We start from the raw sequence: 26,412 nt of genomic DNA on the forward strand, positions 1-26,412 counted from the left end.
AGTGCACCGGGGGCATGACGCTGCCATGGCCTAATGGCCGGCATCCGCCATTCATCCCGCACGGGCTCCCCGATGAAGAAACTGCTGCCGCTGGTCCTGTCCACCCTGTTCGCCCTGCCCGCCTCCCAGGCCCACGCCGCACCGCGCCAGCCGTACACCCCGGACCAGGCGCGGGCGCTGCTCACGCAGCTCGGTGCCCACGTGATGGTCATCAATTCCGACCAGACCCTGATCCGGAAAAAACCGGCGAGCACGTTCGACGTGCTGACCTACTACCCGCTGCCCAAGGCCAAGGTCGACGAATACAAGCGCAGCGGCCACATCGTCAACACGAACGACGACATCGCCGACGTCGCCACCTACCAGATCAAGGACTACGCGCTGACGAACGAGAAGAACGAGAAGCTGCGCCTGAAGGACGACGGCGGTGCGCCGTCGCTGCAGGACTTTTCGCTCTGGACCTACGACAACGCCCTGAGCAGCCAGCGGGGCTTCTACGTGAAGCTGGACAAGCCCTTCGAGCGCGTCAAGGGGCACCTCACGGTGGTGTTCGAAATGCCCGGGAACCTCCGGCACGAGACGCGGGTGCCGGTCGACCTGTCCATCACGGACAAGGACCCGCGGCCCGGCACCTGATCCTGCGGTCGCTTCACGGCGATCCTGGCTCGAAGAGCTCGCGCTGCGACGTCGTCAAGGCCGCGAAGCTGTCTCCCATGGGCTGAAGAATGGCGTCGGCGATCGGCTGCAGCTGCCGGGTGAGGTAGTGCTCGTAGTCGATGCGCGAGTGGCGGGTTTCCAGCGGCTCCGGCCCGTTGCGGGTCATGACGTACTGGATCCAGCCGCCCTTCTGATACTGCTGGGTCCGGCCGACCCGGGCGTTGTGCTCGTCGGCGATGCGCGCGGCCCGCACCTGCGGCGGCACGTTCACCAGGTAGTCGTCGAGCCGATGGCGCAGGCGCTTGCGGTAGATGAGCAGGTCGTCCTTGGCGCCCGCCAGCGTCGCCTTCGCATAGTCGGTCACGAAGGCCTTGTACGGCTCGCCCTGGAAGATGCGTGACAGCAGGCCCTCCTGGAACTGGCGCGCCAGCGGGGTCCAGTCGCTGCGCGCCATCTCGAGGCCGCGATACACCATCTCCTCCTTGCCCGCGGCATCCACGCTGAGACCCGCGTAGCGCTTCTTGCTGCCCACCTCCGAGCCGCGGATGGTGGGCATGAAGAACTTCTTGTAGTGCGTGTCGACCTCGATCTCGAGAAAGCTCTGCAGGCCCTGCTCATCGCGCAGCGTGCGCGCCCACCAGTCGTTGATGTCGCCCGCCAAGCGGGCCGCGACGGCGTGCGCCTCTTCGTTGGTGTGGGTGCGCCGGAGCCAGATGAAGATCGAGTCTGTGTCGCCATAGATCGCCTCGTAGCCCCGCTGCTCCACGAACTCGCGCGTGAGCTTCATCATCTCGTGCCCGCGCAGCGTCACGGCGGACACCAGCTTCGGGTTGAAGAACCGGCACTCGGACGCGCCCAGCACGCCGGCGAATGAGTTCATGAGCAGCTTCAGCGCCTGCGACAGCGGCTCGTTCCTCGCCCGCTTGGCCTCGTCCCGCGCGTGCCACAGCGTGGTCACGATCTGCGGCAGGCAGTGCCTGTCGCGCGAGAAGACGGTCTCCTGCGGTCCGTGGATGAGCCCGGTCGGATCGGCGGCGTTCGAGCCCTCGACGAGGCCCACCGGATCGACCAGGAAGGTGCGGATGATCGAGGGGTAGAGGCTCTTGTAGTCCAGCACCACGACGGAGTCGTAGAAGCCCGGCTTCGAGTCCATCACGTAGCCGCCCGGATAGGCCTTGCTCGCGATCTCGCCCACGTTCGGCGCCACGTAGCCCAGGCGATGCATCCGCGGCAGGTAGTGGTGGCTGAATGCGGCAATGGAGCCGCCGAAGTGGTCGGCCTGCAGGCCGGTGACCTGGGCACGCTCCATCATGAACTGCAGCAGCTTCGCCTTCTCGAAGATGCGCAGGACCAGCTCGCAGTCGCGGATGTTGTACAGCGCGAGCGCGGGCTTATCGTGCTGGTAGCGCCGCTCGATCTCCACCATCTTGTCGTACTCGTCGCCGATGGCCTTGCCTTCGCCCAGCAGCGTCTGCGAGACGTTCTCGAGGCTGAACGACGGAAAGCTCCACACCGCGGCCCTGAGCGCCTCGATGCCATCGAGGACGATCCGCCCCGGCGTGGGCGCGAACAGGTAGCCCTGCTTGCCCGGGTGCGTGCGCCACTCGATGGGCCGGCGCTCCCGCCCCAGCAGCAGCGGCACGCCGCAGTCGTTGGCGGCCTTCTGCAGCACGCGCAGGTCGAACTGGACCACGTTCCAGCCGATGAGGACGTCGGGATCGTTGCGCTCGAACCAGTCGTTGAGCTGCTCGATCATCGCCTTGCGACTCGGGCAGTAGACGAGCGAGAAGTCCATGGGGTCGCCCGGCTCGGGCGGCGGCTCGCCGAGCATGAAGACGACGCGCTCCGGCATGCCGTCCAGCGCGATGGAGTAGAGGCCTTCATGCTGGCTCGTCTCGATGTCCAGCGACACGACCTTGAGTACCGGCCGGAACTCAGGCGCGGGGCTGAGCTTGCAGTCGACGAGCGTGGCGCGCTCAGCGCGCCCGCCTTCCACCCGCACACCGGCGGTGATGAAGCGCTCCATCAGGTAGCGGTCGTGCGGGCGCACGTCGGCTTCGAGCAAGGGAATGCCCTGCGCCTGCAGGGCGCGCGCCAACCGGCCGATCTGGCGAAAGTGCGTCGCATAGACGCCGAGCACGGCTTCCTGCTGGAAATTCTGGAGTTCCAGCTCACGCAGCTGCACGCCCGGCATGGCCGCGAGGTGGACTTCCACCGCCGCCCTGTGCCGGGCGGCGACGAACGCGACGCTGCTGCGGGAAGTCAGCACCACTTTCCTCGGCCCTGCCTCGGTGGCCAGCCAGTACTCGATCTCGGTGCCGGTCGGTGCATCACGCCAGTGGCGCGTGAGGATGAAGCCCTGGAGGTCGGTGGAGGTCACGGGCGTTCGAAGATCGGGTCGAGGGAGAAGGCGGACTTGGGATCAGGAGATTCTCGCCCGGCCGCGTGCGAGCTGCAGCCGGCGTGGTGGCTTGCCATCCGCAAGGGGGCGCATCCGCCCCGCCCCCTCAGAGCACCCCAGCCTCATCCCCCTGCACACCATCGTCCAGCACCGGCACCTCGCTGGCCACCAGCGGCTTGCCGATGGGCGCGCCGGCTTTCCCCACCTGCACCGCCGCCATGTCGGCGTCGTTGGGGTACTGCCCCGCAATCCAGTAGTCGAACACCCGCCGAACGATCGGCGCCGCGTGCGCTGCGCCGAAGCCCGCGTTCTCGACGATCGCGGCCACTGCGATGGTCGGGTCTTCGGCCGGGGCGAACGCCATGTACAGCGCGTGGTCGCGCTGGCGCGCATCAAGTGCCTTGCCGCTCGCGCGCGCCTTCGGGCTCAGGCCCACGGCCTGCGAGGTGCCGGTCTTGCCGGCCGAGGTGTATGCAGCGCCCGCAAACACGCGCGTGCCGGTGCCGCCCTTGGTGACCGCCACCATCGCGTCGCGCACCACCTCGACGTGCTTGCGCGCATAGCCCAGGTCCTGGGCCGGCGGCTGGACCTGCCGTACCACCTCGCCGGTCGCCGTATCGCGGATGGCCCGCACCAGGTGCGGCTGGTAGCGCACGCCGCCGTTGGCCAGCGTGGCATTGGCCGAAGCCAGCTGCAGCATCGTGAAGCTGTTGTAGCCCTGGCCGATGCCCAGCGAAATCGTCTCGCCCGGGTGCCAGGTCTTCATGTCGGCACGCCGGTAGGCCGCGCGCTTCCACGCCCGGCTGGGCAGCACGCCGCGCGACTCGCCCTGCAGGTCGATGCCGGTGAACTGCCCGAAGCCCAGGGGCGCCATGAAGTCGTGGATCAGGTCCACGCCCATCTCGGCGGCCAGCGAATAGAAATACGTGTTGCTCGAGAACTGGATGGCGCGGTGCATGTCGACGCCGCCCAGCCCGCCCCGGTGGCTGCGGAAGGTGCGCCCGCCGAAGTTGTAGAAGCCCGGGTCGTTCTCCACCTTCTCGGCGCTGCGCTTGCCGGTCTGCAGCGCCGCCATCGCCATGAAGGGCTTGTAGGTGGAGCCCGGCGGGTAGGTGCCGCGCAGCGCGCGGTTCAGCAGCGGGTTGTCGGGCGACTCGGTCAGCGCCTTCCAGTTCTCGGTGTCGATGCCCTCGACGAACAGGTTGGGATCGAACGTGGGCTTGCTCACGAAGGCCAGCACCTCGCCGGTCTTCGGGTCGATGGCCACGAGCGCGCCCCGGCGCTCGCCGAACATGTCTTCCACCAGCTTCTGCAGCTTGATGTCGAGCGACAGCATCACCGTCTGACCCGGCTTGGCAGGGTGGCGCGACAGGCGGCGCACCGCGTGCCCGCCGGCCGAGGTTTCCATCTGTTCCACGCCGGTCTGGCCGTGCAGCGCCTTTTCGTAGCTCTGCTCGATGCCGACCTTGCCGATGTAGTCGGTGCCCCGGTAGTTGGCGCGCTCGTCTTCTTCCCAGTCGTCCATCGCGGTCTTCTCGCGCTGGTTGATGCGACCGATGTAGCCGATCACGTGCGCGCCCACCTCGCCGTGCGGGTAGGTGCGAAACAGCCGCGCCCTGATTTCCACGCCGGGAAAGCGATAGCGCTGCGCCGCGAAGCGCGCCACCTCTTCGTCGCTCAGGCGGGTGCGGATGGGCAGGGAGTCGAAGCTGCGCGAATCCTCGCGCAGGCGCTGGAAGCGGCGGCGGTCCCTGGGCGTCACTTCGAGCAGCTCGCCCAGCTCGTCGATGACGGTGGCGATGTCGCCCACCTTCGACGGCGTGATCTCCAGTGTGTAGGCGGCATAGTTGGACGCCAGCACCACGCCGTTGCGGTCCAGGATCTGGCCGCGGTTGGGCACCACGGGAACGATCGCCGTGCGATTGCTCTCGGCCCGGTCCGCCAGCGTTTCATGGCGCACCACCTGCAGGTAGACCAGCCGCGCGCCGATCAGTCCGAATCCGAACAGCACCGCGCAACCGACCACCACCACGCGGCGGCGAAAAAGAGCGAGCTCGGCGGCGGCATTGCGGATTTCATTCATCGGGCGAAACGGGGTGGGGAAAGAAGCGGAGAAGCCAGATAAGAGGCCCTGCTCGCCCGAAGGTTCCGCGTCGGCGGTCGACGAAACGCGATCGTCCGGTCAGGCCCACGCCTCTTCGGCACCGATGCGAACCTGGCGGGTCGGCACCACCTGCTTGAGGCCGTACCCCGTGCGCTCGTCGCCTTCGGAGATCAGCCGCACCATGGCCTCGCGCAGCGCGGGGCACACGCCTGTGCCTGCGTGCAGGTCACGAAAGAACCGCATCGTGGCGCCCGCCACCACCTCGGCCATCTGCACACCCGCCGCTTCGTGCGATTGCCTGAAATCGAGCGCGGCCACTTCCTCGAAGCGGTGGTCGGACGGAGGCGTGCACAGCAGTTCCATCGCACGGTCCGGTCCTTCGGCGGCGGACTTTCCCTGACCCAGGATGCGCTGCACTTCGAAATTCTGGTCATGCACCAACCGGACATCGGCCAGGCAGTGCCGGTAGTAGAGGTGGATCCGGGCGTAGATGCGCATGAACGACGTCAGGTTCGGCAGCGTCCAGGCCTGCGTCGACGACGTGTTGAGCTCGGGAGGCGGAAGAAACTCCAGCCAGGGCTGGTGCTGGGCCCCACTCAGCGCGTGGTACTCGGTGTTCGCCGCTTCGACGATGCGGCCGAACCCCTTGGCGACCTGCGCCGCGGCCTCTTCCTCCTCGGCGGTTTGCACGGCCAGGTCGCGCAGGCTGGCAAACGATGCGTGAAGTGTTTCGGCCTCCGGCGTCAGGCAGGACGCGACGAAGCTGTCCAGCACCTGCGCATCGGCATGCGCGTGCAGGAAATCCGCGACGGCGTTCCTGAGGAAGTCGAGCCGCATCGACTCGGGGTAGCCCAGGCAGGACGGCAGCAGCTGGAACGACGTGATGCAGCTGCAGATGAAGTAGCGCTTGTCGACCAGCTCGACGAAAAGCGGGGCCCGCCGGTCGAGCAAGGCGTGGATCACGGCAGCGGAGAACTCCGGCCTGGATGCCAGCGATCGGGCATCGCGTTCGCCCGAGGGAATGCGGTGGCGATCGCGCAACGCCTGGAGGCGCGCATCCCACTCCTCTTCGTCCTGAAGCCCGACGCCCGCCAATGCAAAGTAGGGTTGCCGCTTGAAGTCGTAGCCCGTGCCGCTGTCGACCATGTCGCCACTGTGGCCGCTTTCGTCGATGTAGATGGTGGTCATGGCGCGGGGCGAACGCCTCGCGTCGGGTCTCCCTTCGCCCTCGCGAGGTGGAGCGGGACGTCGGCGGGACGAAGCGCCTTCAGTTCTCCGTCAATGCCGAGCAAATCGTTCAGGACGAAGCGCAGTTCGCGCAAGGGAGCTTTGTAGGACGCAGGAGGTGACATGCAAGAATGACGAGTGCGCGCGTTGGCCTTGGGTTGAAGTGAGGTTCGGGGCTCGCGGCCACCGGCTGCCTTGGGTTGGAAGAAGTCTAGGAAATCGACCGGGCAGGCATGTTCAGTTTTCGGGACGCGCCCCGAGGCGTTGATTTCCCTCTGCAACGAGGCCCTCCTCCTTGCGTGCGCCGTCCCGGTGTTCGCTTTTCAGCCATGACGACCGCCCTCAAACCCCGACGCAAGCCCTCCCAGTCACGCGCATGGATGACGTCCATCGCCATCCAGGACGCGTTCGTGCTCCTGCTGCTGGAAAAGGGTTACGAGAAGACGTCGATGCGCGACATCGCCAACGTGGCCGGCGTCAGCGTCGGCAGCGTCTACCAGTACTTCCCCGGCAAGGAAGCGGTCGCGGCCATGACCGTGCGCACCTGGGTGCGCAAGCTCTCGACCGCGCTGTCCAGCGCGGTGGACGACGTCGTCCAGGCGGAAGGTCAACGCACGCTGCGCGAGATCACGCGCCTGCTGGCGCAGACCCAGGTGCACACGATGCTCGAGGGCGGCGGACGCTGGCGGGTGCTGAGCTCCATCGAGCGCCGTGTCTCGCCGCAGCTCGTCTACAACCGCCTGTACCAGCACAACGTCAACCTCTTCGGCAAGGCACTGACGAGCGCGGTGGACTGGCCCGAAGGGCTGCACGATGCGCGCGTCGCCTTCGGTGCCTACACCGTCGTCGATGCGTTGGTGAAGCAGACGCTGCTGGTGAGCGCGGTGTTGCCGAGCGCGGACGTCATGGTTCAGGAGGTCCTGCTGGCATTGGACGGGTACCTGCAAGCCGTGCGCCAAAGCAACGCGCGCCAAGAATGATCGCTGGCCCGAATATGCGAGTGGGGCTGCCCAAGCCGGTCAGTGCGGCCATGCTCATGCAGGCCGTCTCCGAATTGATGAGTACAGACGTCACCTCGCAGTTCAATGCGACGACCACACCAAGGGTCGCGATGTCACCGCCACCATCCGCCATCGTCCCACAGGCCTGAATCCTCGATCGCCTGCCGCGCGAGCTTGTGCTCGCGGGCGCTTTTCAACCCCACCATCAGGCGCCTCAGGGGGCCAGGCTGACGCAGGAGACTCTGGATGTCGCCGTGCACCAGCGTTGGCATCTGAAACATGGCCAGGCTTTCGAGCGCCGGTGCAGAGGCCACCCACCTCAGCTCCTTCAGCCCCACGTTGTTAAGGACGATCAGCGCCAGATCCTCGAGCGCAGCCAACGAGGGCAAGCTGGCAAGGTGTGGCTGATCTTGCGCGGTCAACCTTTGCAGCGTCTCCAGTTGGCTGACGACCGACAGGTCCGACAAATCCCTGATCCGCAACAGTGCCAGGTGTCTCAGGGCGTTCATGCCCGCAAGCGTGTCCAGGTTCTGCGCGCTTCCGAATCCCAGTTGAAGCGTATGCAGGTGAGGCAGATGCCGTAGAAAGACCAGGTTCGACAGAGGCATCCCCATGAGGGACACCTCATTCAAGGTCGACAGCTTTCCAATCACCTCGAGGCCTCGCGTGTGGCCGGCAACCACGAGTTGTCTCAGATGGGAAAAGCGCTCCAGCCCGAAAAGATCGGTCTTCTTCGTTTTCGTCTTGCCGATTCTGAGTCTTTGCAGGCCTGTGGGCACTGCGTTCAACACGCCCAGCGAATCTGCTTCGTACACATCAAAGACGAACTCCTTCAGCTTCGGCAAGGCCTCTACGGCATGCGCATTGCTGACCCGGGTGAGGCAGTCAAGGCTCAACCTTTCGACATGGGGCATGAGCCTCAGGCAAGAAAGATCGCACACACGCGCGTAGCTTCCATACATCCGCCATGTGATGTCCGGCCGATGCCTGAAGAGATCTTCGTTCAGGATTTCCAGCAGCGAAGGCGGCACCTCCTGTGCGGCGGCAAATTGCAGGATGGACACCTCGCCGTTTGCGGCCAGTTGCCGGACCTGTTTTCTTGTCCAATCAAGCTTCAGTTCGATTCGTTCCGACATGGGGTTGACGTTTTCAATGGATCAAAAGCCGGCGAGTGACCGGCATGCGCTGCCGACGACGATTCAGCGCCCGCACGGACCGGCCGCGCCCGATGCCGTAGTACGCGATGCCGGCGGCTTCGACTTCGGCGGCGTCGTAGAGGTTGCGGCCGTCGAAGATCGCGGGCGCCGTCAATGTGCGGGCGATGTGCGCCAGATCGGGGCGGAGGAATACGGGCCATTCGGTCACGAGCGCCAGCACGTCGGCACCCTGCAAGGCGTCTTCGGGCGTGTCGCACCAGCGCACATCGGCGCGCTCGCCGACGATGGCGCGCGCATTCGGCATCGCCGCCGGGTCGTGCACCTGCACGTGCGCGCCCGCCACCCACAAGCGCTCCAGCAGCACGAGGCTCGGCGCATCGCGCATGTCGTCGGTGTCGGGCTTGAAGGCCAGGCCCCAGAGGGCGATGGTCTTGTTCGCGATGCGGCCTTCGAAGTGGTGCGTCATCAGGTCGAAGAGGCGCCCCTTCTGCTCATGGTTCGCGGTCTCGACGGCCGCGAGGATGCGCAGCGGCTGCCCCTCGCGATCGGCCGCATGCCGCAGCGCCCGCACGTCCTTCGCCAGGCACGAGCCGCCATAGCCCGCGCCGGCCTGCAGGAAGTCGGGGCCGATGCGCCGGTCCGAGCCGATGCCGCGGCGCACCATCTCGATGTCGGCGCCCGCATGCTCGGCCACGCGCGCCATCTCGTTCATGAAGCTGATGCGGGTCGCGAGCATCGCGTTGGCGGCGTACTTGGTGAGCTCGGCGGAGCGCCGGTCCATCACCAGCAGCTGCTTCGCCGGGTCGCGCATGAAGGGTTCGTAGAGCCGTGTCAGCAGATCGATGGCCGCGGGGTCGGCAGCACCGATCACCACGCGGTCGGGCTGGCGGCAATCGCGCACGGCCGAGCCCTCGCGCAGGAACTCGGGGTTCACCGCCACAGCGACGCGATGCGCCGCACCGCGCTGCGAAAGCGCCGCGTGCAGCACGGCCTCGACCTGCTCCGCGGTACCGACCGGCGCGGTGGACTTGCAGACGACCACGGCGTCGCGGTCCCGGTGCTGGCCGATGCTGCGGGCCACGGCCATCACATGCCGCAGGTCGACATCGCCTTGCGCATCGGCCGGCGTGTTGACCACGATGAAGAGTGCGTCGCCATGCAGGCTCGCCGCACGCTCGTCGGCCGTGAAGCGCAGCTTCCCCGTCGAGAGGCCTGCGGACACCAGCGCCTCCAGCCCCGGCTCGTGCAGCGGCATCAGGCCCTGCTGCAGGCCCTCGATGCGGCCGGCATCGGCGTCCGCGCACAGCACCTCGTGCCCCGCTTCGGCCATGCAGGCGGCGAAGCTGAGGCCCACATAACCGGCGCCGAAGATGGCGAGCTTCATGCGCAAGTCCCTCCCTTCAGGCACTGGCAGCGGCGGCGGTTGTGAGATAAAAGCAGGATGCAAGCCTTCAAAACAATGTCCCGACAGGAAAATTCGATGATGCCCGATCACGTTGCCGCGCGTTGCGCGCTGGTCCTGGAGACCAACAACCTGCGCGGCGGAGCGGATGCCGAAGCCGCCACAAGCACCAGCCTGCAGCGCCTGATCGCCCTGTTGGCCAAACAGAAGCTGCCGCTCACGGCCCTGGCCCAGGTGGTCATCACGCACGACGGACTGAGCGCCGCATCGTGCGAGGCCGTCACCGTGCTGGCGGGCCGCCCGATCGACTTCGTGCGCATCGACGCCGCCACCGGCTACTACGACGCCAAGAACGTCGGCTTCGCGGCCACCGATGCGGCGCGCTGCGACCACGTGGTGTTCGCCGATGCCGATTGCCTGCCCGACGACGACTGGCTGCTGCAGATGCTCACGCCCTTCACGCGCGGCGCCGATGCGCCCGCGGTGGTGGCCGGCCGCACGAGCTACGCGGCCAGCATCGTGGGCACCGCGCTCACGACCATCGACTTCATGTACTTCCCCAACGCCGACCACGCGGGCGCGACGAGCAACTTCTACGCGAACAACGTGGCCTTCCGCCGCGACGTGTTCGAGCAGCACAGCTACCAGGCGCTCGATGGCGTGTACCGCGCGCACTGCCAGGTGCTGGGCATGCGACTGAAGGCGGCCAACGTTCCCATCCACTACGCGGCCGCGGCCCACACCGAGCACCGCCTGCCCGACACGCGCGCCGAAGCGCTCAAGCTGCGCTGGATGCGCGGGCAGGACACGTATTCGCTCACGCCGCACCTCCTGCGCAGCTATGTGTCGGCGCGCTGGCAGTGGCTCGCGAAGAGCGGGCCGATCGGACCGCTGTGCGTGCTGTTCACGCGGCTGGGCTTCAGCGTGCGCGCGCTCAACCACCAGGACCTGCCTCCCCTGCGCGGCCTGCGCTGGCTCGCGGGCGTGGCGCTGATCGTGGGCTTCTCGGCCATCGACATGCTGGGCGCCTTCGCGCGCGGCATCGGCCTGCACACGACGGGCCGCACGAACGCGGATGCACAGGCGCTTTCCTACCATCGCCCGACATGAACAAGAAAAACATCCTCATCGGCCTTCTCGTGCTGGCCGGTGCATGCACCGCGGCGGGCGCCGCCGACTTCACCGGACGCGGCGTCTTCAATTTCAAGTCCGACAGCGGCTGCCCCTTCTCCGCGCTCGCGGGCCCCGCCAACGAGTGCAACCGCCTCGCGCTCGACGACGCCGACACGCGCGCCGCACTCGACAGCACGGCGCACACCCTGCGCTTTGCGAACCCACGCAGCTACGGCCGCAAGACCGTCGTGGGCGACGTGCTGCTGCAAGGCTCCGGCCAGTCGCGCCACAGTGGCCAGCGCGTGCCGCTGACCTTCCATGCGCTGCTGAGCCGCTCGGGCAACGACTGGTCGGTGAGCAGCCATGCGCACTCGCCCGTCGGCGGCGAGTTCAGCGACATCCGCATCGACCCGTACCAGGTCGTGGTGGTCGAAGGCGGCGCCGAGCGCGTGGTGTTCACGCCGACGCAAATCGCCGAGACGCTCTCCAGGCCCTCGATCGCCGCGCGGCTCGCCAACGAATTCGTGCAGGTGCGGGACAACCGCAAAGGCGGCGCCACCGATGCGGACATCACCGTCGGCCTGGGGTTGGGCCGTGCCTCCAAGTCGGTGGCGCGCGCGCATTTCCACGCGCCGGGGGCCAAGGGCGGCGAGCTGTCCGAAGTGATGCGGCAAGGCGACTGGTCGCTCGAGCTACAGGCGCTGAGCGGGCAGATTCCGCGCCAGGTGGTGCAGCGCGACCTGTTCCTCTATGGCCTCGAATCGCAGTCGCTGCTGCTGCCGCTGATGCAGCGCGGCTTCCACAAGAACGAGAAGCTGGTGCTCGGTGCCGCGGGCGGCAAGGGCTACGTGCGCTACGACGGCCAGCAGCGCGAGTTCGCCGGTGCCGATGCATCGGCGCGCGCCTTCCTCCAAGGCAGCTTCATCGGCCTCGTGCTCGGTTGGCAGCAACTGCAGCCGCAGACCCCGGTGGCCAAAAAAGCCGATGGACGCTGACACCGCCCCGGCGAACGCGGCATTCGACTGCCTCTCGCCGCCGCAACTGCGTGGCTGGCCGGCGCTGCAGGCCCGGCTGGTGCACCACATCAAGCGCGCCGCATTGCGCCAGATGCATGCGAGCCGCGCCGGTGAAGTGATGTTGCTGCGCCTGTATCTGATCGGCGAGGAATCTTCCGAGCAGGCGCTGCAGCGCGAGCTGCGCACCAACGCGCCCGAGTGGCTCACGCGCCAGCTTGACCAGCACCTGGCCGACGAGCAACTGCATGCGCGGCTTTTCGCCGATGCCATCGTCAAGCGCGGCGGCGTCGCGCAGGCGGCCGCATCACCGGAAGAGGCGCCGAAGCCCGACTGGCTGAGCCAGCGCAAGCTCGCGCGCTGGCAGCGCCTCATCCAGCGCCATGCGCCGCACTTCGCGCACGGCGGCCTCGTGCCGGCGTATGCGATCGGCCTCGCCGCCGAGCAGATGGCCTCGCGCATCCTGCAGCGCCATTGCGCGCTGATCGGCCCGCGGCACGCGCTGCACCCGTTGCTCACGCGCGTGTTGGCCGACGAAGACCGCCACATCCGCCTGTGCAGCCACACGCTGCAGCGCTGCGTGGCGCCGCATGAGGAAGCACGGCTCGCACAGCTGATGCGCGAGGTGCGCGACACCGAGCGCGGCTTCGGCATCACCGGCGCGCTGGGCATGTACCTCGCGGGCGTGGTCTTGCGCCTGCGCCCCGGCCGTACGCGGCCGGTGGCGGCCTGAGTCCGTCGATGCCGCCGCGCATCGTCTACCTCGCGACTGCGGACGCGCGCGGCCACCTGATGCGCGCGCAGCTGCTCACGCATTCGCTGCGCGCCGCGGGCGCCAGCGTGCAGGTGCTCACCACCTCCGATGAAGGCGCGCGCTTTCTTGCCGGCTTCGGCATCGAGGCGCCGGTGCTCTCGCGCCATTACGCGGTGCAGTTCGACCGCGAGCAGAACATGCTGCGCCGCGAAACCGACCGCAACGTGGCGCACTACGTGTTCCGTCCGGAGCGCATGCTGCGCGACATCCTTCGGCTGCGTGCGTGGTTTCGCGATGCGGACCTGGTGGTGAACGACTCCTTCCACCCCGCGCTGCTGTTCATGGGCTGGATGCCGGTCTGGCGGCGCAAGGTGGTGCATGTGTACGGCGCGAGCCTGCGGCATGCACTGCAGACCAACTTCAGCGGGCGCATGCCGGCGTGGATGGCGAACATCTTCGGCCGCATCGTCGCGTGGCAGATCGACCGCAGCCGCGCGCGCATCGCGCACGATTTCGCCTACGGCGAGCCGCAGCCCGAAGGACGCGGCGGCCACCGGCTCGCCACGCCGGTGGCCATCGTGGGTGCCGACACGGACTCGCACGACGACTTCGCACCACAGGCCGCGGTGTACCTCAACCCGCATTTCAAGGAAGTCGCACTGGCCGACGGCCTGGAACGTGGGCTGGCCGATGCCCGCACGCCGGCGCACCTCGTCGGCGAAGGCTATGCGCAGCGCGCAGGCTGGCACGCGCAGGACGAGCACTGGATCGAGCGGGCCGCGCGCAGCGCCTTCATCGTCTCGGCACCCGGCATGGCGGCGCTGTCGGTCGCGGCGGTGTACCGCAAGCCGATCCTCCTGCTCCTGACCGACCAGCCCGAGCAGGCGATCAATGCGCAGCGCGCCGCGCAAATGGGCCTGCACCATCGCATCGTGGTGTGGCAGGGCCGCACCGAGGATTTCGCGCGGGCCGTGACGACGGCTGCCCACGAACTGATCGCGCTGGCCGACGACGGTAGCGGTCCACAAGCTGCGCAGAAAGGCCGCGAGGCCGCCATGGCCCGACTGCAGCACTGGACGGTGCTGCTCCACGGCCTCGCGGCTGCGCCGCCTGTTCGATGAATGAAGCACCGAGGAAGATGCGCCCTTCGACGCAGAAACTCCTCGACGGAAATTGCCGGGTTCAGGGACTCAATGACATCTGGATTCACCGGGGGATGAGGATCGACGTTGCTGTATCAGCATCGCCGTCATGCCGCCTGTGACGATGACAAGCCCCGCAATGGCTGTGGCGCTGGGCCGCTCGTCAAGAACCAGCAGGGCCAGCAGCGTCGCTGCGCCGGGAACGAGTGCAGCGAACGTGGCACCGACAGCTGCGCCCAGAATCTGCACCGACTTGCTGAAAAAGAACAAGGCCACCGTGGAGACCATGACCCCCTGATAGAACGCCTGCACACCGATGTCGCCCAGCGGCGCTTGCAACAGGTGCAGCCCGCGCGTCGCGAGGTAGGCGGGCAGGTAGATGATCATCGAGAACACCGAAACGATGGCGGTGGCGTGCAGCGCCGATGCAGAGAACTGCTTGGACGAGACGGTGTAGATGGCCCACAGCAGCCCGCCCAGCAGGAAGATCAGGTAGGCCCACGGCGAGGAGCGGACGGCGCTGAAATTGTGGAAGCCGACCAACGCGACCCCGAGGATGATCAGCGCAATGCCCGCCGTCTCCCTGCGCGAGAGCCTGGCGCCTAGTCCCCAGGCACTGATGAGCGCCGAGAACAGGATCATGCTGCCAGGCGTGACCACGGCGAACTGCTCCACCGGCGCCATGCCGAGGCCGAAGGCGACCACCAGCATGTAGGGCGCGCCAATGCCGGCGGTCATGAGCGCGATGGCGGTCCAGCTCAGCCCCATGAGGCCTCGTCGTACGAGAAACGGCAACAGCATCACGCCCGAGACCGTGTACCGGATGCAGGTGATGTCGTAGACGTCCAAGGCCGTGTGAGTCAGCCCGAAGCGAGTCACGAACGGAAAAGCGCCCCAGATCAGGGCCGAAGCGAGTCCGAACAGCACGCCCACCCATCGACGATCGATGCCGAGTTGGGGAACAGGCGGTGAGGCAGAAAGCCGAGTCATCGGAGTGGGTTCCTTCAAAGCGATGCCAGTGTCTTGCCTGGCGCCGCGGGCATCGCCTACGTGGCGGACGGACTATCATTGACAGTATTGTCAAGTTTGACGTCGTTGTCAAAAATAGAAAGCGCGAGGATTTCTCATGGCAGGAGTCAGGCAGTTCGATGAGGCCAAGGTGCTGGACGCCGTGCTGGACGTGTTCTGGCAAAAAGGCTGGCGAGCCACGTCCATGGCCGATCTGGCAGAGGCCGCCGATGTGCAGCGCGGTTCGCTCTATCACGCCTATGGCGGCAAGGAGGAGCTGTTCTTGCTGGCCTTCGAGGCGTACGCCACCAGGTTTCTGGACAACGCGCGCACAGCCCTCGACAAACCGCGCGCAGAGGCGGCGTTGCGCGCCTTCTTCAAGGTCGCGATCGCCAACATGACGCAGGGCGTACCGCCTCGGGGCTGTCTCACCACGAAGACGGCAACGGAGGTCGATGGTGCAGGCCCGCGCATCCAAGAGCGGCTGCGTCAGTTGCTCGACGAGCTCCAGGTCGTTGTGTCAACCGCCATGTCGAAGGGGGATATGTCGACACAGCTTTCGCTGTCCCCCAAGGAAACCGCGCAGGTTGTCATCACATTCACCCGAGGCCTGGCAGTGATGGAGCGGGTTTATCAGAACGCGCCTTCTCTTCATCGGATGGCCGACGCGGTGATCAAGGCCTTGGTTCCGAATGTGAAGCGCCGAACGAGCTGACGCCGTTGCACGGAGCCGCCGGTTGCAGGCGTCGACCGGAAAGGCTCAGCGGTTCGAGCATCGCCTGACTCCGCGCGAACAAACGGTCATGCGCTGGACGGCTGCCGGAAAGCGGCCGGCGGAAGCCGGCATCCAGCATGGGCCTTTCCGAACGCAACATCGAGAATCACCTGCGGCGCGTCCGCCGACGTTTGGGGGCCACGACGACAGCCGGAGCTGTTCGCATGGCCATCCGATCCGGAGAGATCACTCCTTGAACTCCAGCCCCTCCGTCAGGCTTCGAGTGACCGCCACCGGCAGTTGCTCGACAGCCGAAGCCTGAAGGGGGAGGAAGGCGCGCCGCTGGCCAGGCACTTGGCCCGCGAGGCGCTCACTGTCATCATCCGCTTCGCGGGCCCGGCGCCTTGGCGGCTGCGGCCATTCGGACACCCGAATGAGAGGAGTCAGCGATGGCAACCTACAGGAGCGCATTGCCGCAGCTCGGCGATGATTTCTTCATGACCGACGGCGGCATCGAGACCACCCTGATCTTTCTGGAGGGGCAGGAACTTCCCGACTTTGCCGCCTTTCACCTGCTCCGGACGCCGGAAGGCGAAAGAGTGCTGCGGAAGTATTTCCGGACCTACGCGGCGCTGGCCAGAAGCTTTGACGTCGGGCTGATTCTGGAAACGGCAACCTGGCGGTCCAATCCAGACTGGGGGAGCAGGCTGGGCTACAGCCCCGAGGAGCTCGCGGCGGTCGACCGGCAACTGGTGGGTCTGCTGGAGGACATCCGCGATGCCTACCAGACCCGCCGGACGCCGATCGTCATCAGCGGATGCCTTGGACCTCGCGGCGACGGCTATGTCCCGGACCGTGCCATGTCGGTGCGCGAAGCGCAGGACTACCATCGTGCGCAGGTCGAGACCTTCGCCGGCACCGCGGCCGACCTGGTGACCGCCATCACCATGAACTATGTCGAAGAGGCGTCGGGGATCGCGTTGGCCGCGAAGCAGTCGAGCATGCCCGTCGTCATTTCCTTCACGCTGGAGACCGATGGCAGGCTGCCGACGGGGCAGTCCCTGGCGGACGCCATCCAGCAGGTGGACGGCGCCACCGCGGGTTATCCGGCCTACTTCATGATCAACTGCGCCCATCCCAGCCACTTCCAGCAGGTGGTGCATGGCGACGCGCCGTGGGCTGGGCGGATTCGCGGTCTGCGCGCGAATGCCTCCAGGATGAGCCATGCCGAGTTGAACGAGGCGCCCGAACTGGATGCGGGCGACCCGGTGGAGTTGGGGCAGGCCTATGCCGCGCTCAAGATGCACCGGTTGAAGCGCCTCAATGTCATGGGCGGTTGCTGCGGCACCGACGACCGCCACGTCAAGCAGCTTGCAATGGCCTGCCTGCCCTTGTTCCGGGGCGTGGTCTAGCCGTTCACCCAGGGTTTGCACCCGCCCGCCCATCCGGCGATTCAGACGGCCCCTGCGTCTCCGCTCCGGATCGTCGGCCAGTCGCGCCACACGCCGATGCATCAAGCCTCGTGAAATCAACGCAGGCGCGGGCTCAGCCCTCTCTTGACGCCGGGAGCCGTGTGCACAGCTACGTCCGCTTCGCAGCTCTTGCGGTGAATGTCCAGTTTGTCCAGAGATAGTGGACCTGGCCTGTGACGCCGCCAAGTGTCCGACCGCCGTACTTCGCACCGTCGCCTCAGTCCCCATGCGCTGAAGCCGACGAACAGTGATCCATTGCGGCCGGCCTGGCGTAGGAGGAAGAGACTCTCTCCTGCACCCACCGCCATGCCCCAAGCCTCGAGCACCTCCACTGCCATCCATTGGGTTGAACAAGGCCTGGTGCCCGACGGCGCCGTTCGGCTGGGCGTGCGGCGGCTGCTGCGCCAGCGCCTGGTCGAGCTGGACAGCGGGGCCCCGGAAGCCGTTGCCCTGCGTTCGGAGAAATTTCTCGATGGGCTGCGGGAGGCACCGTTGGCCCTGCTGCCCGAGAAAGCCAACGAGCAGCACTACGAACTGCCCGCCGAGTTCTTCACAGGCGTGCTGGGGCCTCACCGGAAGTACAGCTGCTGCTGGTGGCCTGAAGGAGTGCAGACTCTCGAGCAGGCTGAGGCGGCGGCCCTGGCCGAGACCTGCGCCCGCGCCGGCCTGGAAGACGGGCTGCGCATTCTGGAGCTGGGCTGCGGCTGGGGCTCGCTGAGCCTGTGGATGGCCGAACACTTCCCACGCTCCCGCATCACGGCGGTCTCCAATTCGCACTCGCAGCGGCTGTTCATCACGACCGAGGCCGCCGCACGCGGCCTGGACAACCTCGAGGTGATCACCTGCGACTTCAATGATTTCGAGACCGGCGAGCGCTTCGACCGGGTGGTGTCGGTGGAGATGTTCGAGCACCTGCGCAACTGGCCGCGCGCCTTTTCGCACGTGGCCCGCTGGTTGAAACCGCAGGGGCGGTTCTTCATGCACGTCTTCGTCCACCGCGAAGCGCCCTACCCGTTCGAGGAGCGCGATGCCAGCGACTGGATGAGCCGCCACTTTTTCTCCGGCGGCATGATGCCGAGCGACGATCTCGCCCTGCGCTGCCAGGACGACTTGCGCCTGCTGCACCGCTGGCGCTGGGATGGCCGCCACTACGCGCGGACCTCGGCCGCCTGGCTGGCGCGCATGGACGCCCGGCGGACCACCCTCATGCCCCTGCTGGCCGCCGTCTACGGAGCGCGCGACGCGCCGGTGTGGTGGACCCGCTGGCGGCTCTTCTTCATTTCGGTAGAAGAGCTGTTCGGCTACGCCGAGGGCGGCCAGTGGTGGGTCGGTCACTACCTTTTCGAGAAACGGTGATGCTGTCGCTCGCATGCCTGGGTCTGGCGATCGCCCTCGGCCTGGCGTTGCCGGTCTGGGTGTTCAGCCTCGTGGTGCGCGACGCCAGCCTGGCGGACCGGATCTGGCCCCTGATGATCGCGGCGCCGGCCCTGGCCTACGCCGGCGCCCATGCCCGCGCGCTCGACGCCCGAAGCGTCTGGATGCTCGGGCTGCTGCTGATATGGACTTTCCGGCTGGGGCTGCACATCGGGCGTCGCAACTGGGGCCACGGCGAAGACCGCCGCTACCAGGCCATGCGTGCGCGCAACGAACCACACTTCGGCCTGAAAAGCCTTTACCTCGTGTTCGGGCTTCAGGCGGTGTTGGCATGGATCGTCGGCTGGCCGCTGCTGGCCGCGTTCGCGCACCCGTCGCCCCTGTCCTGGCTGGACGTGCTGGCCCTGCTGCTGGCCGGCGGCGGTGTGGTCTTCGAGGCCGTGGCCGACGCCCAGCTCGCCCGCTTCCTGCGCAACCCGCGCCGCGAGGATGCGGTGATGGACCGCGGCCTCTGGGCCTGGTCGCGCCACCCCAACTACTTCGGCGAGGCCTGCGTCTGGTGGGGCCTCGGGTTGGCAGCGCTGTCGGCGGGCGGAGGGGCGGTGGCGTGGAGCCTTGTGTCTCCGCTGCTGATGACCGTCCTGCTGCTCAAGGTGTCGGGCGTCGCGCTGCTGGAGCACGACATTGCCGAGCGCCGGCCCGCCTACCGCAGCTACGCGGCACGCACCAGTGCCTTCATCCCCTTGCCGCCGCGGCGTGGCGCCCGTCCATGAAGCACCGGGCCTTGGGGCTGATGCTGGCACTGGCGACCTGCCTGGCGCTGGCACAGGAAGGTGACGAGGAAGCGGGCGAATGGCACTTCACCGCCATGCTCGATGGCAAGCCGATCGGGACCCATCGCTTTGTCGTCGGCGGCACGGCGGCGACGCGCAGCGTCGACAGTCGTGCCCTGTTCACCGTGCGCATGCTCGGCATCCCTGTGTACCGCTACCGGCACCAGGCCGAGGAGCGCTGGGCCGGCGACTGCCTGCGTGAGCTGCGCGCCGAGACCGACGACGACGGCACCCGCCAGCAGATCGCGCAGCGCTTCGACGGCGACTGCCCGATGAGCTTTGCCTACTGGAATCCCCGGCTGGTGAAACAACAGCGCCTGATCGATCCCCAGACGGGCAAGGTCGAGCCGGTCCGCTTCGAGCCGCTGCCCGATGCGACCCTCGAGGTCCGCGGTCAGCCCGTGCGGGCGCGCGGCTGGCGACTGCAGGCGGCGCAGCAGCGCATCCGCATCTGGTATGCCGCCGACAGCGGACGCTGGATCGGGCTCGACGCTGACACCAAGGGCGATCGCCAACTGAGCTACCGACTGACCTCTCCTGCACGGAGCACCCCATGAAGCCATCCCCGCGTACCTTGCTCGCTGCCTACCTGTGGGCGCTCGTGTGTTTTCTGGTGCTGGATGCCGTCTGGCTGTCGGTCATGGGACCGCGCCTGTACCAGCCCGCGCTCGGTGCGCTGATGGCGCCGCAGGTGAACTGGACGGCGGCGGCGCTGTTCTATGCGCTCTACCTGATGGGCCTGGTCGTCTTGGCGATCGCGCCGGCACTGGAGGCTGGCGAGCCCGCCGTGGCGTTGCGTCGCGGCGCGCTGCTCGGGCTCGTGGCCTACGCGACCTATGACCTGACGAACCAGGCCACGCTGCGCGACTGGCCCTGGGCCGTCACTGCCGCCGACCTGGCATGGGGCACGGCCGTGAGCGGCGTGTCGGCGTGGGTCGCGGCGCGCCTCACATCCCGACCAGCGCGCCGAAGAAGCGTGCAATAGCCCCGTCGAAGCGCAGCCGGCCGTCCAGCGAGGCGAGGCAGATGCACTCGCTGCCGTCCTGGACCACCGGCTGGTGGTTGATCTCGGCATCGGCCGCATCGAAATCGCCGGGGCCGAACAAGGCCCGGCCATCGTGGAAGCAGCCATGTAGCACCTGGGTGAACTCCTGCCCCTGATGCGTGTGCTGCGGCAGGTACTTGCCGGCCGCGATGCGCAGCAGAAAGACATTGGCCTCCGGGGCCTCGGGCACGGTCACACGGCTCCAGCGCATGCCGGGACCGATCCAGCGCCAGGGCGTGGCACTGCAGTGAGCGAGCGCACGCGGCCAGCGCGCGCCGGGCGGCAGCGGTGGGGGCGCGCTGACCCGCACGGGGGCGGGTTCAGCGCCTTCGTGCGCATCGATCCGGGCCCAGGTGCGCGACAGCGCGTCATCGGCAAGCGGGACCGCTTCCAGGCCGTCGAGCAGGATGCCGCCCACGGCATCGAGTGCGCGCGCCCGCTCGCGGCACAGCGGGCACAGTTCCAGGTGGCTGGCCAGGACCAGTCGCATGCCAGCCGGCAAGTGGCCGGAGGACCCGGCCAGCAGCAGGTCGTCGTCGGGGTGGTGTCGGATGTCCATCGTCAATGTTCCAGCAGGCGGCGCAGTTGGGCGACCGCCAGGCGCACGCGCGACTTCACCGTGCCCAGCGGAATGCACAGCTGGGCCGCGATGCGGGCATGCGGCGCGTCTTCAAAATAGGAAAGATGCAGCACCTGCTGCTGCTCGGGCGGGAGCAGGCGCAGCGCACCGCGCAGGCGCTCGTTCAGGCGCGCGTCGTGCAGCTGGTCTTCGACGGCCGGGTCATCCGAGGGGAGCAGGTCGAAGTCGAACGCGTCCACAGACGACTGCACACCCTGGCGCCGCCGCAGCGCGTCCACACGCAGGTTCCGCGCGATGGCGAAGATCCAGGTCGTGGCGGCCGCCCGGGCCGGATCGAACAGCGCGGCCTTGCGCCAGACGGTGACCAGGGCTTCCTGGGCCAGTTCCTCGGCCTGGATGGCCGGGCTGCCACTGTGCATCAGGTAGTGCTTGATGCGCGGCGCGAAATGCGAGAACAACTGCGCGAACGCGTCCCGGTCCTGTCGCTGCGCCACGGCGGCCATCGCCTCGGCCCAGAGTTCGTCGGCGCGGGGAGACGGCTGGGAATCGGGGGAGACCACGGTCAAGATGGACGCTCGGCGACTGCGGGGCAACGGAGTGCCCGCACTGGGGTTGGACGGATCGGGAGCAACGGCCATGTCCTGTCATACGCAAGGGAGCGGCATTCGGATCATCGCAGCGACACGCGGGCAATCCAAATGACCGTTTTCTGCGTACAGGGCAGCAAGACTCGCCAAAGGCTCCCCATGCTGCCACTTCTCGCCCCGCCTGCCGCCTTGCCGACGCCTGCTTCGGTGCCCGGCGGCCAGCGCATCGCCGTCGTCGGCACCGGCATCTCGGGCCTGTCCTGCGCCTGGCTGCTGTCCCAGCGCCACGAGGTCACGGTGTTCGAGAGCGAGCCCCGGCTGGGCGGCCACAGCCATACCGTGGACGCGCCGGGCCGGGAAGGCCCGGTGCCGGTGGACACCGGCTTCATCGTCTACAACGAGCCCGCATACCCGAACCTCTCCGCGTTGTTCCAGCACCTGGCCGTGCCGACCGCGGCCTCGGACATGTCGTTCGCAGTGAGCCTGGACGCCGGCGGGCTCGAATACGCCGGCACCGACCTGGGCGGCTTGTTCGCGCAAAAGCGCAACCTGGCGCGCCCCCGCTTCTGGGCCATGCTGCGCGACCTGCTGCGGTTCTACCGCGAGGCGCCGCGCGATGCGCAGGTCGCAGGCGACCAGGCGCTCGACGACTACCTGGATGCCCACGGCTATGGCCGCGCGTTTCGCGACGACCACCTCTATCCCATGGCTGCGGCCATCTGGTCCACGCCAGCGGCGCAGGTGGGGCGCTATCCGGTTGCCGCCTTTGTGCGGTTCTGCGAGAACCATGGGCTTCTGCAGATCAGCGGCCGCCCCATCTGGCGCACGGTGGTGGGCGGCAGCCGCGAATACGTGCGGCGCCTCAGCCAGCCTTTCGCCGACCGCATCCAGCTGGACCGGGCCGTGCTCGAACTGCATCGCGAGCCGGCAGGTGTGCGGCTTCGCACGAGCGCCGGCTGGTGGCCCGAGCGCTTCGACCAGGTGGTCCTGGCCACCCATGCGGACCGCTCGCTGGCGCTGCTTGACGCGCCCACCGGTGCCGAGCGTGCCCTGCTCGGTGCCCTGCCCTACAGCCGCAACCTGGCCGTGCTGCACCGCGACCCCGCCCTGATGCCGGCGCGGCGCGCCGTGTGGTCGAGCTGGAACTACCTCGGCACGCGCGGCAGCGGAGCGGCCCCGACGGTGACCTACTGGATGAACCGGCTGCAGCCCCACCTGCCGCAGGGCGCGGCGGCCGAGCCGCTGTTCCTGACCCTGAACCCGGCGATCGACCCACGGCCCGAGCACCTGATCCGCACCGAGGTCTACGACCACCCGCTGTTCGATGCCGCGGCCATGGCCGCGCAGCGCCAGCTGTGGCAGCTGCAGGGCCAGCGCCGCACCTGGTTCTGCGGCGCCTACTTCGGCGCCGGCTTCCACGAGGACGGATTGCAGGCCGGCCTGGCCGTCGCCGAAGCGCTCGGCGGCGTGCGCCGGCCCTGGTGCGTGGCGCAGGAGTCCGGGCGCATCCATCTGCCGCAAGGCGCGCAGACCGTCGCCTCATGAACGCACACGAAGGCTCGGCGCTCTACATCGGACGCGTCATGCACCAGCGGTTGCGGCCGAAGCGGCACCGGCTGAGCTACCGGGTCTACAACCTGCTGATCGACATCGGCGAACTGCCGCAACTGCACGCCCGGTTGCGCTGCTTCTCGGTGGACCGGTTCAACCTGTTCAGCTTCCATGCCGCCGACCATGGCGACGGCTCGGGCCGCGACCTGCGGGTCCAGGTGGAGGCGCGGCTGCGCGAGGCCGGCCTTGCGACCGGCGGCGCGATCCGGCTGCTGGCCATGCCGCGGCTGCTCGGCCATGTGTTCAACCCGCTCAGCGTCTGGTTCTGCCATGCACCCGACGGCGCGCTGCAGGCGCTGCTGTACGAGGTCAACAACACCTTCGGGCAGCGGCACAGCTACCTGATCCCCGTCGCTGACGACGGCGCGTCCATCGTCGAGCAGCACTGCGACAAGCAGATGTACGTCTCCCCCTTCAACGGCATGGACCTGCACTACCGGTTCCGCGTCGCACCGCCGGGCGAGGCGGTCTCGGTCGGAATCAGCGTGCACGACGCGGCCGGCGCCGTGCTCAACGCGCGGCTCGACGGCCAACGCGCCCCCCTGAGCGACCTGGCGCTGCTGCGCGTGTTCATCACGCATCCGTTGCTGACCCTCAAGGTGGTGGCCGCCATCCACTGGCAGGCCCTGCGTCTGTGGATCAAGCGCGTGCCGCTGCATCCGCGACCGGCTGCCCCCGACCACGACCTCACCATCGTTCCTTCGAACAAGACCCCATGAGCCTGACCACACCTTCCGCACCCGCTCTCGATGCCGCTCCGGTTTTCTCGCCGCTGCGCCGGCTGCTGGCCCGCACGCGTTTCGGCCGGCTGTCCTTGAGCCTTCCGGGCGGCCGATGCATCGAGGTGGCCGGCCGCGAACCCGGGCCGCACGCGAGCCTGCGCCTGCTGAGCTGGCGCCCGCTGCTGCGCCTGGCGCTGCAAGGCGATCTGGGCCTGGCCCTGTCGTTCCGCGATGGCGAGTGGGAAAGTCCCGACCTGCTGGCCTTGTTCGAATTCGGCCTGGCCAACGAGTCGGCCTGGGGATCGCTGCTCAAGGGGCGCGGGCTGGCGCGCTGGGCGGCGCGGCTGCGGCACCTGACCCGCAGCAACAGCCGGCGCGGAAGCCGGCACAACATCGCGTTCCACTACGACCTGGGCAACGCGTTCTACCGGCACTGGCTGGACGACAGCATGCTGTACTCGAGCGCGATGTTCAGCGACGCCGACGACGACACGCTGGAAGCCGCCCAGGCGCGTCGCCTCGCTGCCATCGCCGACATGCTCGACACCCCGCAAGGGGGCGACGTGCTCGAGATCGGCTGCGGCTGGGGAACGCTGGCCGCGAGCCTGGCCCGCCGGCACGAGGCGCGCGTCACCGGCGTCACGCTGTCGAGCGAGCAACTGGCCTTCGCCCGCGAACGCGCGCAGGACTGGGGCGTGGCCGACCGGGTCGACCTGCGGCTGCAGGACTACCGCGACGTGCAGGGCCGGTTCGACCGCATCGTGTCCATCGAGATGATCGAGGCCGTCGGCGAGGCCTACTGGCCCACCTACTTCGCCACCTTGCGCGAGCGCCTCAAGCCCGGTGGCGTGGTGGTGCTGCAGGCGATCACGATCGCCGATGCGCAGTTCGACAGCTACCGCCAGGGGACCGATTTCATCCAGCACTGCATCTTTCCCGGCGGCATGCTGCCCAGTCCGCGCGTGCTGCGGGAACAGGCGCAACGCGCAGGGTTGGTGATCGAGGCTTCCCACTGCTTCGGCAAGGACTACGCGCGAACCCTGGCAGAGTGGCGGCGCCGGTTCCTCGCCGCCTGGCCGCAGATCGAGCCACTCGGCTTCGACGCCGCGTTCAAGCGCTTGTGGACCTACTACCTCTCCTACTGCGAGGCCGGCTTCCGCGCGGGGCTCGTCGACGTCGGCCTCTACCGGTTGCGCGTGGCTGAAGCCGGAACTGCCTGATCGGTCGGCGCAGTGCGAACCGCCCCCTTCCTTCTTCTTAACAGGGTGACACACCGCAATTCCGGCTGTTCTGAAATATCCTGTGCGAACGCAGCAACTGCTGCCCGTATTGCGCGGCCTGCCGGGACAATGCCGATGAGGCTGCCAGAGACGCGGTCCTGGACGCGATTCTTCTGGCTTGCGATAAGCCCGCCTTCGGCGACTGGGTGACAACTGCCGGTAGCTGTCGCTCACCCCACGCCTGCCATGCGTGTCGCAGGAAGCGGCCCACTCGAAAGCTACAGCGGCTCGTCATCCGTCCGCGGTTGTGATTCTCTCGTCAGTGTCTTGGCCAGCAACCGCAAGGTACTCGCAGAGGCTGCCGTGGCCTCGGAAAGAACGGCCCCGCGCCGATAAGCCAGTCCCAGGTCCATCGAGGGCACCGCGCTCGACACCACCGTCCTGCGAATGCGCCCACCATCGTGTGACCAGGGGCGAAACACCAGGTCCGACAGGATGGTCACACCCACGTTCTGTGCGACGAGGCTGCGCACGGCCTCGATCGATTTGGTGCGGAACACGACCTTGGGCTTGAGCTTCATCGCGCTCCAATAGCGGCCCACGGTGTCCACGTGCTCGTCCATGTCCAGCAGCACGAAGGGCATCTGCGCGATCTCGCGCAGCGACACCGATTTCTGCGCCACCAGCGGATGGTCGAACGAAGTCCACAGGCGGCGCGCCGACTTCAGCAGGTTCTCGCGGCGGATGTCCGGCGCGCGAGAGAGGTTCGACACCAGGACCACGGCCAGGTCGAATTCGCCGCTGCGCAAGCCGTTCTCGATCTCGAGCCGGTTGCGCTCCACGGGCTCGAATTCGACCAGCGGCAGTTGCCTGCGCATCGCGCCGATGATCTTGGGCAGCATGTATTCGGACACGGTGTCGGTGATGGCGATCTGCACCCGCCCCTCGACCGAGGACACCGAGTTGCGCGTCTCCTCTACCGCCGCATCGAGCGTATGCAGCATGTGCTCCGCATGCCGAAGGAAGCCCTCGCCCTGCACGGTCAGCCTTAGCCCGTCGGAGTGTCGCGTAAAGAGCTGCACCTTCAGCGTCGACTCCAGGTTCTTGAGCGAAGTGGTCAGCGACGGCTGACTCACATAGCAGCGCTGGGCTGCGCGGGACACCTGCCCCGTGTGCGCTGCGGCCACGAAGTGCTGCAGCTGCTTGATCGTTATCGACATAGATACATCCTATATCTCTCTATTGAAAATAGAGATTATGAATTGTCGATGGCA

The 26,412-nt window shown here is 67.7% G+C and carries 25 protein-coding genes; 16 read left to right on the forward strand and 9 right to left on the reverse strand.

Going from position 1 to position 26,412, the window contains the following annotated elements; translation table 11 throughout:
* Window positions 1-72 precede the first annotated feature (72 nt).
* Window positions 73-636, forward strand: a complete 564-nt coding sequence (locus AC07YS_RS07440; RefSeq protein WP_495268404.1) for a hypothetical protein — start codon at window positions 73-75, stop codon at window positions 634-636.
* 13 nt (window positions 637-649) lie between these two features.
* On the opposite strand, the gene AC07YS_RS07445 is transcribed toward AC07YS_RS07440, so the two are convergent.
* The 3 genes from AC07YS_RS07445 to AC07YS_RS07455 form a co-directional block, all read right to left on the reverse strand.
* Window positions 650-3,037: a DNA polymerase II gene (locus AC07YS_RS07445; protein ID WP_495268405.1), complete on the reverse strand. Its 2,388-nt coding sequence runs from the start codon at window positions 3,035-3,037 to the stop codon at window positions 650-652.
* A 127-nt stretch (window positions 3,038-3,164) separates the two neighbouring features.
* Window positions 3,165-5,141 (reverse strand): penicillin-binding protein 2, encoded by a 1,977-nt coding sequence (gene mrdA, locus AC07YS_RS07450; RefSeq protein WP_495268406.1) that lies wholly within the window; start codon window positions 5,139-5,141, stop codon window positions 3,165-3,167.
* Between the two features lie 99 nt (window positions 5,142-5,240).
* Window positions 5,241-6,350: a DUF3800 domain-containing protein gene (locus AC07YS_RS07455; RefSeq protein WP_495268407.1), complete on the reverse strand. Its 1,110-nt coding sequence runs from the start codon at window positions 6,348-6,350 to the stop codon at window positions 5,241-5,243.
* Between the two features lie 419 nt (window positions 6,351-6,769).
* Here AC07YS_RS07455 and AC07YS_RS07460 point away from each other — a divergent pair, with 419 nt between their 5' ends.
* A complete protein-coding gene (locus AC07YS_RS07460; protein ID WP_495268408.1) occupies window positions 6,770-7,369 on the forward strand; it encodes a TetR/AcrR family transcriptional regulator in 600 nt (199 codons plus the stop codon).
* 134 nt (window positions 7,370-7,503) lie between these two features.
* Here the strand turns inward: AC07YS_RS07460 and AC07YS_RS07465 are convergent, their stop codons facing one another.
* Both AC07YS_RS07465 and AC07YS_RS07470 read right to left on the reverse strand, forming a co-directional pair.
* A complete protein-coding gene (locus AC07YS_RS07465; RefSeq protein ID WP_495268409.1) occupies window positions 7,504-8,526 on the reverse strand; it encodes a leucine-rich repeat domain-containing protein in 1,023 nt (340 codons plus the stop codon).
* Between the two features lie 13 nt (window positions 8,527-8,539).
* Window positions 8,540-9,931, reverse strand: coding sequence for a UDP-glucose dehydrogenase family protein (locus AC07YS_RS07470; RefSeq protein WP_495268410.1), 1,392 nt, complete (start codon window positions 9,929-9,931; stop codon window positions 8,540-8,542).
* A gap of 96 nt (window positions 9,932-10,027) precedes the next feature.
* On the opposite strand from AC07YS_RS07470, the gene AC07YS_RS07475 reads away from it, so the two are divergent.
* Genes AC07YS_RS07475 through AC07YS_RS07490 form a run of 4 tightly spaced genes read left to right on the forward strand, consistent with a single transcriptional unit; the run spans window position 10,028 to window position 13,950 of the window.
* Window positions 10,028-11,059, forward strand: coding sequence for a glycosyltransferase family 2 protein (locus AC07YS_RS07475; RefSeq protein WP_495268411.1), 1,032 nt, complete (start codon window positions 10,028-10,030; stop codon window positions 11,057-11,059).
* Entirely contained in the window at window positions 11,056-12,057 is a 1,002-nt protein-coding gene (locus tag AC07YS_RS07480; RefSeq protein ID WP_495268412.1) for a hypothetical protein, read from the forward strand. The genes AC07YS_RS07475 and AC07YS_RS07480 overlap by 4 nt, the downstream gene beginning before the upstream one ends.
* Window positions 12,047-12,808, forward strand: a complete 762-nt coding sequence (locus AC07YS_RS07485; RefSeq protein WP_495268413.1) for a hypothetical protein — start codon at window positions 12,047-12,049, stop codon at window positions 12,806-12,808. Before AC07YS_RS07480 ends, AC07YS_RS07485 begins: the two co-directional genes overlap by 11 nt.
* A gap of 8 nt (window positions 12,809-12,816) precedes the next feature.
* A complete protein-coding gene (locus AC07YS_RS07490; protein ID WP_495268414.1) occupies window positions 12,817-13,950 on the forward strand; it encodes a glycosyltransferase family protein in 1,134 nt (377 codons plus the stop codon).
* Window positions 13,951-14,019: 69 nt separating this feature from the next.
* Here AC07YS_RS07490 and AC07YS_RS07495 read toward each other — a convergent pair whose 3' ends face one another.
* Window positions 14,020-14,961, reverse strand: a complete 942-nt coding sequence (locus tag AC07YS_RS07495; RefSeq protein ID WP_495268415.1) for a DMT family transporter — start codon at window positions 14,959-14,961, stop codon at window positions 14,020-14,022.
* Window positions 14,962-15,097: 136 nt separating this feature from the next.
* Between AC07YS_RS07495 and AC07YS_RS07500 the strand changes: the two genes are divergently transcribed.
* The 7 genes from AC07YS_RS07500 to AC07YS_RS07530 all read left to right on the forward strand — a co-directional run bounded on the left by AC07YS_RS07500 (window position 15,098) and on the right by AC07YS_RS07530 (window position 20,358).
* On the forward strand, window positions 15,098-15,694 hold the full coding sequence (locus AC07YS_RS07500; RefSeq protein ID WP_495268416.1) for a TetR/AcrR family transcriptional regulator: 597 nt from the start codon (window positions 15,098-15,100) through the stop codon (window positions 15,692-15,694).
* Window positions 15,695-15,831: 137 nt separating this feature from the next.
* Window positions 15,832-15,951 carry a LuxR C-terminal-related transcriptional regulator gene (locus AC07YS_RS07505; protein WP_495268417.1) on the forward strand — a complete coding sequence of 40 codons (120 nt, stop codon included), beginning with the start codon at window positions 15,832-15,834 and terminating at the stop codon, window positions 15,949-15,951.
* Window positions 15,952-16,143: 192 nt separating this feature from the next.
* Window positions 16,144-17,106 (forward strand): homocysteine S-methyltransferase family protein, encoded by a 963-nt coding sequence (locus AC07YS_RS07510; protein ID WP_495268418.1) that lies wholly within the window; start codon window positions 16,144-16,146, stop codon window positions 17,104-17,106.
* 366 nt (window positions 17,107-17,472) lie between these two features.
* Window positions 17,473-18,522: an SAM-dependent methyltransferase gene (locus tag AC07YS_RS07515; RefSeq protein ID WP_495268419.1), complete on the forward strand. Its 1,050-nt coding sequence runs from the start codon at window positions 17,473-17,475 to the stop codon at window positions 18,520-18,522.
* The gene (locus AC07YS_RS07520) at window positions 18,522-19,313 is read left to right on the forward strand and encodes a DUF1295 domain-containing protein (RefSeq protein ID WP_495268420.1); all 792 of its coding nucleotides are present in this window, start codon (window positions 18,522-18,524) and stop codon (window positions 19,311-19,313) included. Before AC07YS_RS07515 ends, AC07YS_RS07520 begins: the two co-directional genes overlap by 1 nt.
* Window positions 19,310-19,930, forward strand: a complete 621-nt coding sequence (locus AC07YS_RS07525) for a DUF6134 family protein (RefSeq protein ID WP_495268421.1) — start codon at window positions 19,310-19,312, stop codon at window positions 19,928-19,930. Before AC07YS_RS07520 ends, AC07YS_RS07525 begins: the two co-directional genes overlap by 4 nt.
* Complete coding sequence (locus AC07YS_RS07530; protein WP_495268422.1) at window positions 19,927-20,358, forward strand: DUF2177 family protein; 432 nt, start codon at window positions 19,927-19,929, stop codon at window positions 20,356-20,358. The genes AC07YS_RS07525 and AC07YS_RS07530 overlap by 4 nt, the downstream gene beginning before the upstream one ends.
* Here AC07YS_RS07530 and AC07YS_RS07535 read toward each other — a convergent pair.
* Together AC07YS_RS07535 and AC07YS_RS07540 are read right to left on the reverse strand one after the other, a co-directional pair.
* Window positions 20,321-20,977, reverse strand: a complete 657-nt coding sequence (locus AC07YS_RS07535) for a ChrR family anti-sigma-E factor (RefSeq protein WP_495268423.1) — start codon at window positions 20,975-20,977, stop codon at window positions 20,321-20,323. The two genes, AC07YS_RS07530 and AC07YS_RS07535, sit on opposite strands and share 38 nt — an antisense overlap.
* A gap of 2 nt (window positions 20,978-20,979) precedes the next feature.
* Complete coding sequence (locus AC07YS_RS07540) at window positions 20,980-21,558, reverse strand: sigma-70 family RNA polymerase sigma factor (RefSeq protein ID WP_495268470.1); 579 nt, start codon at window positions 21,556-21,558, stop codon at window positions 20,980-20,982.
* 186 nt (window positions 21,559-21,744) lie between these two features.
* On the opposite strand from AC07YS_RS07540, the gene AC07YS_RS07545 reads away from it, so the two are divergent.
* Genes AC07YS_RS07545 through AC07YS_RS07555 form a run of 3 tightly spaced genes read left to right on the forward strand, consistent with a single transcriptional unit; the run spans window position 21,745 to window position 25,138 of the window.
* Window positions 21,745-23,130 carry an NAD(P)/FAD-dependent oxidoreductase gene (locus AC07YS_RS07545; RefSeq protein ID WP_495268424.1) on the forward strand — a complete coding sequence of 462 codons (1,386 nt, stop codon included), beginning with the start codon at window positions 21,745-21,747 and terminating at the stop codon, window positions 23,128-23,130.
* Window positions 23,127-23,915: a DUF1365 domain-containing protein gene (locus tag AC07YS_RS07550; RefSeq protein ID WP_495268425.1), complete on the forward strand. Its 789-nt coding sequence runs from the start codon at window positions 23,127-23,129 to the stop codon at window positions 23,913-23,915. The genes AC07YS_RS07545 and AC07YS_RS07550 overlap by 4 nt, the downstream gene beginning before the upstream one ends.
* On the forward strand, window positions 23,912-25,138 hold the full coding sequence (locus AC07YS_RS07555) for a class I SAM-dependent methyltransferase (RefSeq protein ID WP_495268426.1): 1,227 nt from the start codon (window positions 23,912-23,914) through the stop codon (window positions 25,136-25,138). Before AC07YS_RS07550 ends, AC07YS_RS07555 begins: the two co-directional genes overlap by 4 nt.
* 278 nt (window positions 25,139-25,416) lie before the next feature.
* Here the strand turns inward: AC07YS_RS07555 and AC07YS_RS07560 are convergent, their stop codons facing one another.
* On the reverse strand, window positions 25,417-26,358 hold the full coding sequence (locus AC07YS_RS07560; RefSeq protein WP_495268427.1) for a LysR family transcriptional regulator: 942 nt from the start codon (window positions 26,356-26,358) through the stop codon (window positions 25,417-25,419).
* Window positions 26,359-26,412 lie beyond the last annotated feature (54 nt).

Source organism: Variovorax sp. GW458-11-26-14-LB1, from assembly GCF_059423965.1.